The 9803-nt window shown below is 65.9% G+C and carries 10 protein-coding genes and 1 pseudogene; 5 read left to right on the top strand and 6 right to left on the bottom strand.

Features of this window, described 5'->3' with window-relative positions; all coding sequences use genetic code 11:
- Positions 1-256: outer membrane protein (locus DU475_RS21480; RefSeq protein WP_164633271.1), on the top strand; the 256-nt coding region annotated here is incomplete at its 5' end.
- Between the two features lie 253 nt (positions 257-509).
- Here DU475_RS21480 and DU475_RS21475 read toward each other — a convergent pair.
- Both DU475_RS21475 and DU475_RS21470 read right to left on the bottom strand, forming a co-directional pair.
- On the bottom strand, positions 510-722 hold the full coding sequence (locus DU475_RS21475) for a cold-shock protein (protein ID WP_013501119.1): 213 nt from the start codon (positions 720-722) through the stop codon (positions 510-512).
- 273 nt (positions 723-995) lie between these two features.
- On the bottom strand, positions 996-1853 hold the full coding sequence (locus DU475_RS21470; RefSeq protein ID WP_047309903.1) for a 23S rRNA (adenine(2030)-N(6))-methyltransferase RlmJ: 858 nt from the start codon (positions 1851-1853) through the stop codon (positions 996-998).
- Between the two features lie 435 nt (positions 1854-2288).
- On the opposite strand from DU475_RS21470, the gene DU475_RS21465 reads away from it, so the two are divergent.
- A complete protein-coding gene (locus DU475_RS21465) occupies positions 2289-2684 on the top strand; it encodes a response regulator (RefSeq protein WP_011156739.1) in 396 nt (131 codons plus the stop codon).
- A 90-nt stretch (positions 2685-2774) separates the two neighbouring features.
- Here the strand turns inward: DU475_RS21465 and DU475_RS21460 are convergent, their stop codons facing one another.
- From DU475_RS21460 to hisS, 3 genes are all read right to left on the bottom strand, one after another.
- On the bottom strand, positions 2775-3170 hold the full coding sequence (locus DU475_RS21460) for a thioesterase family protein (protein ID WP_013501121.1): 396 nt from the start codon (positions 3168-3170) through the stop codon (positions 2775-2777).
- 106 nt (positions 3171-3276) lie between these two features.
- Positions 3277-3480 (bottom strand): tautomerase family protein, encoded by a 204-nt coding sequence (locus tag DU475_RS21455; RefSeq protein ID WP_013501122.1) that lies wholly within the window; start codon positions 3478-3480, stop codon positions 3277-3279.
- 258 nt (positions 3481-3738) lie between these two features.
- Positions 3739-5268, bottom strand: a complete 1530-nt coding sequence (hisS, locus tag DU475_RS21450) for a histidine--tRNA ligase (protein WP_164633270.1) — start codon at positions 5266-5268, stop codon at positions 3739-3741.
- A 214-nt stretch (positions 5269-5482) separates the two neighbouring features.
- Here hisS and aptA point away from each other — a divergent pair, with 214 nt between their 5' ends.
- From aptA to DU475_RS21435, 3 genes are all read left to right on the top strand, one after another.
- Positions 5483-6829: an omega-aminotransferase AptA gene (gene aptA, locus DU475_RS21445; protein WP_164633269.1), complete on the top strand. Its 1347-nt coding sequence runs from the start codon at positions 5483-5485 to the stop codon at positions 6827-6829.
- 97 nt (positions 6830-6926) lie between these two features.
- Entirely contained in the window at positions 6927-8465 is a 1539-nt protein-coding gene (locus DU475_RS21440; protein ID WP_164633268.1) for an EAL domain-containing protein, read from the top strand.
- 12 nt (positions 8466-8477) lie between these two features.
- Positions 8478-9332 carry a TIGR01459 family HAD-type hydrolase gene (locus DU475_RS21435; RefSeq protein ID WP_013501126.1) on the top strand — a complete coding sequence of 285 codons (855 nt, stop codon included), beginning with the start codon at positions 8478-8480 and terminating at the stop codon, positions 9330-9332.
- Between the two features lie 31 nt (positions 9333-9363).
- Here the strand turns inward: DU475_RS21435 and DU475_RS21430 are convergent.
- Positions 9364-9803 (bottom strand): annotated as a pseudogene (locus DU475_RS21430) (hypothetical protein); the annotation flags it as partial.

The raw sequence follows: 9803 nt of genomic DNA, 5'->3' as shown, positions 1-9803 counted from the left end.
GAACGACGTGCTGATCTACGCCACCGGCGGTCTGGCGTTCGGCCAGCTCAAGGGGCAGAATCTGGCCGTGTCGGAAAGCCATTCCTCGGCCGGCTGGACGGTCGGCGCCGGCGCCGAATTCGCGTTCGCGCCGAAGCTGAGCGCCAAGGTCGAGTATCTGTATATGAGCCTGTCGACCAACAATTTCTTCATCACCGGCATGCCGAACGGCTACAACGCCGGCATGGTGCGCGCCGGTATCAACTATCACTTCTAAACCGCGACCCAACCTTCGCGATCAAGAAACTCGTCGACGACAACTCCCGGCCGCCTGCGGCCGGGATTTTCTTTGATGACGAAGCGGGTCTGGCTGTTTCCCGAGGGTGCTGAGTTTCAGGCGCAAACAAACTCATCTCGGGCAATGCTGCCCGCTCTTCCGCGCCGCCAGCCGCGCGCGTCGTTCGCGTGGATGTCCGCGCCGAGCCGAAGCGACCGCGCCGCGCGGCCGCTATCAGCGTCGGCCTGCGGTGCTAAGATACGACCAGATTGACCGCCTTGGGGCCCTTGCCCTTCTTGTCGGGCTCCACTTCGAACGAAATACGCTGTCCCTCGGTCAGGTCCTTCAAGCCGGCGCGTTCGACTGCGGTAATGTGCACGAACACGTCGCGACCGCCGTCATCGGGTTTGATGAAACCGTAGCCGCGTTCGCCGTTGAAGAACTTCACCGTTCCCGTCATTGCCATTCCGGAAACTCCTCCCAGCATGCTTTCCGTCGCGCGCCAGCGCCACGGTGCGACCTGGCATTTCGCTGCCGGATAGCTTGGCCGAGAGCGGGACCTGCTACTGACTGCGGGTCCAATCGAAATACGCTGTGAGGCCTTGTCACTCCGCCGCCCCCATTTGCGGAAGCGGAACGTAAAGCCAGTCCAATGTCGCGAGCATAATACGGATTTGCGCGAATTGCCTACTATCGAGTTGCGACTTTTCGCGCCGTGTCGCGGTCAGGGACTGAGTAGTCAGGACTTCGGGAATTCGAGACGGTAACGTCCGACCCCGCCGAGGCCGAGCGGGCGCTCCAACTCGGGGAGAACAGTTCTCAGCTCATCGCCCAGCGTCCATGGCGGGTTGACGATCAGCAGCCCGGTCGAGGTCAGCGCTCCGTCAGGCTGCTGCGGTGCGACGCTGAACTCCAGCCGCAGGCACTTGCCCTCGCCGCCGGCCGCGGCCGTGCCGGCCACCGCGGCCGCCAGGGTGTCTGTGGCACGGCGGTTCTTGACCGGATACCACATCAGATACACCCCGGTCGGCCACTTGGCGTAGGCGGCGGCGAACTTGGCGGCGAGCTGCTCGAACTCATCCTTGCGTTCGAACGGCGGGTCGATCAGCACCAGCCCGCGGCGTTCCTTCGGCGGCACGAAGGCGGTGAGCGCGGTCCAGCCGTCGAGATCGACCACCCGGCCCTGCGGATCGTGGCGCAGCGCGCCGATCAATTGCTTGCGCGCCGCCGGCGCCAGCTCGCAGGCCACCAGGCTGTCCTGTGGGCGGAGCAGGGCGCGGGCGATCAGCGGCGAGCCCGGATAGGCGGTCAGGTCGCGCTGCGGATTGAACGCCCGGACGATGTCGAGATACGGCGCGATCAGCGGGTAGGCGTCGTCCGAGAACCGGGCCTGTATCACCCGGGCGATGCCGGTCGCCCACTCGCCGCCGCGGCGGGCCTCGTCGCTGGTCAGGTCGTACAGACCGGCGCCGGCATGGGTGTCGATCACCCGGAAGGCGGCCGGCTTGTCGTGCAGATAGGTCAGGATCCGGACCAGCACGAGATGTTTGATGACGTCGGCAAAATTGCCGGCGTGGAAGGCGTGGCGATAATTCATGTCCCGATCCCTAAAGCACTTCCAGGCCTGATCAAATCAGAACCGGAGCGGCTGCTTTGTCCTGATGCGTTTTTCTTCATGCGAGCCGGTGTCCGCGCCGCTCGGACACGCTTCCGCACGGCCCCGCCCGCGCCGCGGCGGCCCGGCTTGCGGTGCGGCGATCACGGCCGGCGGGAACGCCGGGTTTTCCCCCAGTAGGAATACCGGGACCGGCCCCGGTTCCAAATCTGGCTGCTTTTCAAGTACTTTGATGGAGCTGCGGAATCTGGCCGGAACCGGGTGGCGGTGCCGATTAACGCGCTGTTTAACCCCGGGTGCTAGTTCTTGGCTTGGCGAAAGACCTGCGGTTGTACGCGTGGACTTTCAGGAGAACCTGCATTAGCCGGCCGAAAGGATGGCCTCGGAGCCACCCTGCGGCGCCTTGGGGAGTTGAAGATGGCGGTTGATTTGTCGATGTCGGTTCTGGTGGTGGACGATTACAGCACCATGATCCGGATCATTCGTAATCTTCTCAAGCAGCTCGGTTTCGAGAATATCGACGACGCCAGCGACGGTTCGGCTGCGCTCGCCAAGATGCGCACCAAGAAGTACGGCCTGGTGATCTCGGACTGGAACATGGAGCCGATGACCGGCTACGACCTGTTGAAGGAAGTCCGCGCCGACCCCAACCTGTCGCAGACCCCGTTCATCATGATCACGGCGGAATCCAAGACCGAGAACGTGATCGCGGCCAAGAAGGCCGGCGTCAACAACTACATCGTCAAGCCGTTCAACGCGGCGACGCTGAAGACCAAGATCGAGGCGGTCTTCCCGGATCACGTCGCGGCTTGACCGCCGGCCTTCCGACCGTCCGCAGATTTGGCGACGCGCTCCCGATCGGGGGCGCGTTTGTCTTTTATGGGGCACCGGAAGGATGTGGGCTCAGCCCTCGGCGAACCGGCGGGTGAACAGCGTGGCCTGAACCAGGCCGCGGGCGTGGCGGCCGTCGCCGATCTTGCGGTCACCGACGTACGAGGCGACCTCGAACCGGATCGCCCGCCGCTCCACCGCGCTCACCGTCGCCGTGGTTCGCACCGTCTGGCCGACGAAGGCCGGCGCCAGATGCCGGATGTCGACCTCGCTGCCGACCGTGATCCAGCCGGCCGGCAGCTTCGGCATGATCGCCTCGCCGGAAGCCATCTCCATCTCCAGGATCATCAGCGGGGTGGCGAACACGGCGGGCATGTACGGCACGAAATGCTGCACGGTGACGTCCTGCGTCACCGTGGTCAGCCGCTCGGCGCTCATGCCGACAGAGAGAATATCGCGCGCGTCCATGGGGCCTCTTCGTGCTTCTTGGCGATGACTCAACGTTCGTCATTGCGGGGCGCGCAGCGAAGCTGCGCGAGCCCGGAATGACGAACGAGAGGGCTGCGTGATGCGCTTACTTCGCCTGTGCCGCCTTGCGCTCGACGAAGGTCTTGCCGCCCTTCATCTTGTTGGTGAGCGGCGCTTCGTTGATCTGGATCACCACGTCCTCGGCGGCGACGCCGAGATGAGTCACCAGCGCCGTGGTGATGTCGCGCATCATCCCGGCCTTCTGCTCGTCGGTGCGGCCCATAGCCATGTTAACGGTGATCTCGGGCATCGGTGGTTTCTCCCTTCTTGCTTGGTCTTTGTTGTTGTCATTCCGGGCGCTCACGCAGTGGGCGAACCCGGAATCTCACAGTTGTCTCAGTTCGTCCTCATCCTGAGGAGCCTGGCGGCTCTCGCAGAGCGCAGACGGGCGTCTCGAAGGATGGGCCACACGCGTTGTGGCGAAACCTCGGCCTCATGGTTCGAGACGCCCGGCTTCGCTGCGCTCCGCCGGGCTCCTCACCATGAGGGCTGATGCCTCGCTGGACAACTAATTCCAGCTCACACCGCGGCGCTGCAGCAGCTCCTGCACCTTGGCAACCAGTTCATCCTCCTTGCAGGAAAACTGCGCCTCGGCCTGCTTCTTCAAGTACTCGTCGCGGTCCTTCTCCAGCGACGCCAGTTCGGCGCCCAGGATCAGGTCCTTGATCTGCACGATTCCTTGCGCGTTCTCATCCGAGCCCTGGATGATGGCGCAGGGCGAGTTGCGCTTGTCGGCGTATTTCATCTGCTGGCCGAGCGAGTGCTTGGGATTGCCCAAATACAGCTCGGCGCGGATGCCGGCTTGGCGCAGGCTCGCGACCATCTTTTGATAACCGGCTATGTCGCCGCCGAACACGGTGACGACGACGGGGCCGGGCTGGGGCTTGTTGTCGAGCTGGCCGATCAGCGTCAGCGCCGCCTGCAGCCTCGACACGCCGATCGAGAACCCGGTCGCCGGCACCGGCTCGCCGCGGAAGCGCGACACCAGGCCGTCGTAGCGCCCGCCGCCGCCGACCGAGCCGAACCGCACCGGGCGGCCTTTCTCGTCCTTGGTGTCGAGCAGGAGTTCGACCTCATAGACCGGGCCGGTGTAGTATTCGAGGCCGCGGACGACGGAGGGATCGATCTTCACACAATCGCCGTAGCCGCCAGCGTCGGCCAGCTCAGCGATGGTGGCGAGTTCGGCAACGCCATCGCTACCAGTCTTCGAGCCTTCGACGCGCGCGCGCATGTTGGCCACGGTCGACTGATTGTCAGCGCCCTGCATGCTGGCGACGGAATCCTTGTCGCCGATGAAGCTGATGATCGCATCGGTCTGCGTCTGGTTGAGGCCGGCGCCTTTGGTGAAGTCGCCTTTGCCTTCCTCGCCGCCGTCCCAACGTCCGGGGCCAAGTAACTGAACGATGTCCTTAATCGGAAATTTGTCGGCCTTGTCGATGGCGCGCATCACGGTGAGCCATTGCGCGTCGCTGTCGATTCCCTGCGCTTCGCGGATGCCATCCAGCACCTTCCGGTTATTCACCTTCACCACATAGCTGCCGCGCGGGATGCCGAGCGCTTCCATGGTATCCGCCGCCATCATGCACATCTCGGCGTCGGCGGCGGTGGTGGGGGCGCCGACGGTGTCGGCGTCGAACTGCATGAACTGGCGGAAGCGGCCGGGGCCGGGTTTCTCGTTGCGGAACACCCAGCCGAACCGGTAGCTGCGATACGGCTTCGGCAGTGCATCAAAATTCTCGGCGACGTAGCGGGCGAGCGGGGCGGTGAGATCGTAGCGCAGGCTGATCCACTGCTCATCGTCGTCCTGCAGCGAGAACACGCCCTCGTTGGGGCGGTCCTGATCGGGCAGGAACTTGCCGAGCGCGTCGGTGTATTCGAACGCCGGGGTTTCGACCGGCTCGAAGCCGTAGCGTTCGTACACCTCGCGGATCTTCTCCACCATCGCGCGCGTCGCCGCGATCTCGGCCGGGCCGCGATCGGCGAGGCCGCGCGGCAACCGGGCGCGCAGTTTCGAGGGTTTTTTCGGTTTCTCAGCCATGATCGCCTTTCAACTCAGGGCCGGGTTGGTATCAGCCGCTGTCCGCCGCAGCAAGGCGGGGTTGCATGATCCAGCGCAAATCCCTCGCCGCCGGCGTCCATTAACAGATGGAAGCCCCACGGAAATTTGCTGGCTCGCGGCGTTCCCGTCAGGGCGTGAAGCTGGTACCGTGCCGCGCCTTTCACCCCCGGCCGCGCAGTGCATGAGGAGCCCCATGTTAGACAAGATCAAGCCCACGTCCGCCGTCAACGCGCCGAACGATCTCAACGCGTTCTGGATGCCGTTCACCGCGAACCGGGCCTTCAAGCGCGCGCCGAAAATGGTCGCGGGCGCCGAGGGCATGCACTACATCACCACCGAGGGGCGCAGGATCATCGACGCCGCATCCGGCATGTGGTGCACCAATGCGGGCCACGGCCGCAAGGAGATCGCCGAGGCGATCAAGGCACAGGCCGACGAGCTCGACTTCTCGCCGCCGTTCCAGTTCGGCCAGCCGAAGGCGTTCGAGCTCGCCAGCCGGATCGCCGATCTGGCGCCGGAAGGGCTCGATCACGTATTCTTCTGCAATTCCGGCTCGGAAGCCGGCGACACCGCGCTGAAGATCGCGGTGGCGTATCAGCAGCTCAAGGGCCAGGGCTCGCGCACCCGGCTGATCGGTCGCGAGCGCGGCTATCACGGCGTCGGCTTCGGCGGCACCGCGGTTGGCGGCATCGGCAACAACCGCAAGATGTTCGGTCCGCTGCTCAACGGCGTCGACCATCTGCCTGCGACTTATGATCGCGACAAGCAGGCCTTTACCAAGGGCGAACCGGAGTACGGCGCGCACTTCGCCGACGCGCTCGAGGGCCTCGTCAACCTGCACGGCGCCAACACCATCGCGGCGGTGATCGTCGAGCCGATGGCCGGCTCCACCGGCGTGCTGCCGGCGCCGAAGGGCTACCTCAAGCGCCTGCGCGAGATCACCAAGAAGCACGGCATCCTGCTGATCTTCGACGAGGTCATCACTGGCTACGGCCGTCTCGGCTATGCCTTCGCGGCCGAGCGCTACGGCGTCACCCCGGACATGATCACCTTCGCCAAGGGCGTCACCAACGGTGCGGTGCCGATGGGCGGCGTGATCACGTCGGCCGAAATCCACGACGCGTTCATGACCGGGCCCGAGCACGCGGTGGAACTTGCCCACGGCTACACCTATTCGGCGCATCCGCTGGCCTGCGCGGCCGGCATCGCCACCCTCGACATCTACCGCGACGAGAAGCTGTTCGAGCGCGCTCACGCGCTGGAGCCGAAGTTCGCCGAGGCGGTGATGTCGCTGAAGGACGCCCCGAACGTGGTCGACATCCGCACCGTCGGCCTGACCGCGGGCATCGATCTCGCCCCGCTCGCCGATGCGCCCGGCAAGCGCGGATTCGAAGCGATGAACGCCGGTTTCCACGATCACGAACTGATGCTGCGGATCGCCGGCGACACTCTGGCGCTGACCCCGCCGCTGATCCTCAGCGAGGACCAGATCGGCGAGATCGTCGACAAGGTCGGCAAGGTGATCCGCGCGGTCGCCTGACATCCGCCCGATATCCCCTTGGGATGGCGGACGAATCCAGTGGACTCGTCCGCCGAATCGACAAAGATGGCGGATCGGCAGGCAACCACCGGCTTAAATGATCCGTATCTCGACCATTTTCATCGCCGTCTGCATGGTGCTGATCGCCACCTCGCTCGGCATGGTGGTGTATGCGGTGGCCGGATTCAGCATGGCGCAGGCGGCGCTGGTCGGCCTGACGGCGCTGACCCTGTTCGTGCTGTATCAGGCGGTCTCACTGCGAATCCGCGACCGAGCCGAGGCCGGCCACCAGATCGCCGACCTGTCGCGCGGTACGGCTGATCTTGCCCGCCAGGTCGGTGAGTTCGGCCGCCGGCTGGCCGTGGTCGAGGCCAAGTTGGTCTCGTCGCAATCGGTCCATAACGACCGCGTCAAGCACGTTTCAGACGAAATCGGCGAATTGGGCACCCTGGTACAGCAGCTCGCGGTATCGGTTGCCACCCATGAGGAATTACTGAACGCCGCGGCGCGCAGCGTGATCCGCCCGGAGGCGGTGCCGCCGCTGGAGCTGGGAGAACCGGTCCCGGCCACGGTGCCCGTCCCGGCCCCAGTCCCAGCCCCGACGTCTGCCGCCGTTCCGGCTGCGGCCGCTTCGACGGTGACTGATCCCGAGGCCGCCCCGCGCGTTGCGCGGGACGAACTGCCGCCCGAAGTGGCCGTCCCGGCCGCCGCAACCGCTATGACCGCCCCCGCGCCGGATGGTCTCCGGCTGCTGCCGGCGGTGAGAAGCGCCGTCGAGGCGGAGCGGTTCGATCTTTATCTGCAGCCGATGGTTACGCTGCCGCAGCGCAAGGTGCGCGCCTATGAGGTGGTGACCCGGCTGCGCGACGAGGCCGACCAGACGATCGGCGCCGACAGCTATCTGCCGATCGCGGAGGCCGCCGGGCTGATGGGGCGGATCGATCACGCTATCCTGCTGCGTGCCGTGCAGGTGGTGCGGCGGCTGCTGGTGCGTAACAAAGAGGTCGGGCTGTTCGTCAACATTTCCGGCGCCACGCTCGCCGATCCTGCGGCGTTCGCGCAGTGCCTCGACTTCCTCGAGGCTAACCGCGCGCTGGCGCCGTCGCTGCTGCTCGAATTCAAGCAGAGCACCCTGCGTAACCTCGGTCCGGTCGAGGCCGAGCACCTCGCGGCGCTGGCGCAGCGCGGCTACCGGTTCTCGATCGACCATGTCACCGATCTGCGGTTCGAACCGCGCGAGCTGGCTGACCGCGGTGTCCGCTTCATCAAGGTGCCGGCGTCGCTGCTGCTCGCAGCGCACGACACCGCGTCGGCCGACATCCATCCGGTCGATCTGTCGGACCTGCTCGGCCGCTTCGGCATCGATCTGATCGCCGAGCGGATCGAGGGCGAGCGCGCGGTGGTCGACCTGCTTGACTACGATGTGCGGTTTGGGCAGGGGTTCTTGTTCGCAGCGCCCCGTCCGCTGCGGCCAGAGACCGCCACCAACGCGGCCGCGCCGGCTTCCAACGCCCCGGCCCAGCAGGACATCAATCTTGATCCAGGCAAGCTACCGCAGGGCCCGCTCGGCCGCATCGAGCCGGCACGCGTCACCGGCAATGCCGCACTGGTGCGCCGCGCCGCCGGCCCTTTCTGATCGATTCAGCCGATGACCACGCTGCGTTTCGTCGAGCATCTGCATGAGCTCGTCGGCTCGGTCGACGTCGTGCTCAGCGACATCTGGGGCGTTGTGCACAACGGCCTGGAATCCTTCCCCGACGCCTGCGCGGCGCTGAAGACCGCGCGCGACCAAGGCCGTACCGTGGTGCTGATCACCAACGCGCCGCGCCCGGCGGATTCGGTGCAGCGCCAGCTTCGCAAGCTCGACGTGCCGGACGATTGCTACGACGCGATCGTGTCGTCGGGCGATCTCACCCGCATCTATGTGGCCGAGCATCCGGGGCAGTCGGTGTTCTGGCTTGGGCCTGACCGCGACAATTCGATCTATCGCGGCCTCGACGCCAGGCTGACGCCGCTGGAAGCCGCCGACTACATCATCTGTACCGGCCCGTTCGACGACGAGACCGAGTCGGCCGAAGACTATCGCGAGATGATGGGGCAGGCGCTGGCGCGCAAGCTGACGCTGGTCTGCGCCAATCCTGACATCGTGGTCGAGCGCGGCGACCGGCTGATCTATTGCGCCGGCGCGATCGCCGAACTGTATCGCGAACTCGGCGGCGAGGTGATCTTCTACGGCAAGCCGCACCGGCCGATCTACGACCGGGCGATGGCGCTGGCACGCCAGATCCGCGGCAGCGATACTCCGGCGCAGCGTGTGCTGGCGATCGGCGATTCGGTGCGAACCGATCTGGCCGGCGCGCAGGGCTACGGCATCGATCTGCTGTTCGTCACCCGCGGCATCCATGCCGACGCGTTCGAAGGCATCGACCGGCTCGACACCGCGGCGGTCACCGAATTGTTCGGTCACCCGCCGCTGGCGCTGACCCGCGAGCTGCGCTGGTAAGCGCAGCTCGATTTTGATGTCTTGCGAGTGATCAGCGGCCTTCGCGCAGCCAGGTCGCAGCGAACGCGCCGAGCAGCAGCAGCAGTCCGATCAGGCCGGTGAACACCGGCAGCACGCCGACGCCGGTGACGACGCTGGCGTCACGCATCCGCACGCCGAGCCAGCCGTCGCCGCGGAAGATCGTCGCCGAGGTGACCGGCACGATCCGCGGCAGTTCGACGCTGCCATTTTCGGCGATTCGCCGCGCATCGCCGCCGGTCGCCTGAACCAATGGTCGCAGCGCCTCGGTGGTCGAGGTGACCTCAGCGAATTCCTTCGGATTGACCGGCCCGACATTGATCAGCGCCTTGAGCGTGCCGTCGGTCGCCGACCACAGGCCCAGCTCTTCGGCCGGCAGCGTCGCCCGCCAGGTGCCGGGGTCGGCGGCCGTCAGCGTCAGTTCGCGGGTCTTGCCGGACGGCGAGGTGACGG

The organism is Rhodopseudomonas sp. WA056 (assembly GCF_010906995.1).
GTDB classification, from domain to species: domain Bacteria; phylum Pseudomonadota; class Alphaproteobacteria; order Rhizobiales; family Xanthobacteraceae; genus Rhodopseudomonas; species Rhodopseudomonas palustris_G.
Note: the sequence above shows the minus strand (reverse complement) of the source record. Positions and strands in the feature narration are given on the sequence as shown.

What these genes read in the sequence shown, in the direction of transcription:
- DU475_RS21460 (WP_013501121.1), bottom strand. Translation starts at nt 3,170, where the DNA reads ATGGACGCGCGCGATATTCTCTCTGTCGGCATGAGCGCCGAGCGGCTG.
- DU475_RS21470 (WP_047309903.1), bottom strand. Translation starts at nt 1,853, where the DNA reads ATGAATTATCGCCACGCCTTCCACGCCGGCAATTTTGCCGACGTCATC.
- DU475_RS21475 (WP_013501119.1), bottom strand. Translation starts at nt 722, where the DNA reads ATGGCAATGACGGGAACGGTGAAGTTCTTCAACGGCGAACGCGGCTAC.
- DU475_RS21465 (WP_011156739.1), top strand. Translation starts at nt 2,289, where the DNA reads ATGGCGGTTGATTTGTCGATGTCGGTTCTGGTGGTGGACGATTACAGC.
- DU475_RS21435 (WP_013501126.1), top strand. Translation starts at nt 8,478, where the DNA reads ATGACCACGCTGCGTTTCGTCGAGCATCTGCATGAGCTCGTCGGCTCG.
- hisS (WP_164633270.1), bottom strand. Translation starts at nt 5,268, where the DNA reads ATGGCTGAGAAACCGAAAAAACCCTCGAAACTGCGCGCCCGGTTGCCG.
- aptA (WP_164633269.1), top strand. Translation starts at nt 5,483, where the DNA reads ATGTTAGACAAGATCAAGCCCACGTCCGCCGTCAACGCGCCGAACGAT.
- DU475_RS21455 (WP_013501122.1), bottom strand. Translation starts at nt 3,480, where the DNA reads ATGCCCGAGATCACCGTTAACATGGCTATGGGCCGCACCGACGAGCAG.
- DU475_RS21440 (WP_164633268.1), top strand. Translation starts at nt 6,927, where the DNA reads ATGATCCGTATCTCGACCATTTTCATCGCCGTCTGCATGGTGCTGATC.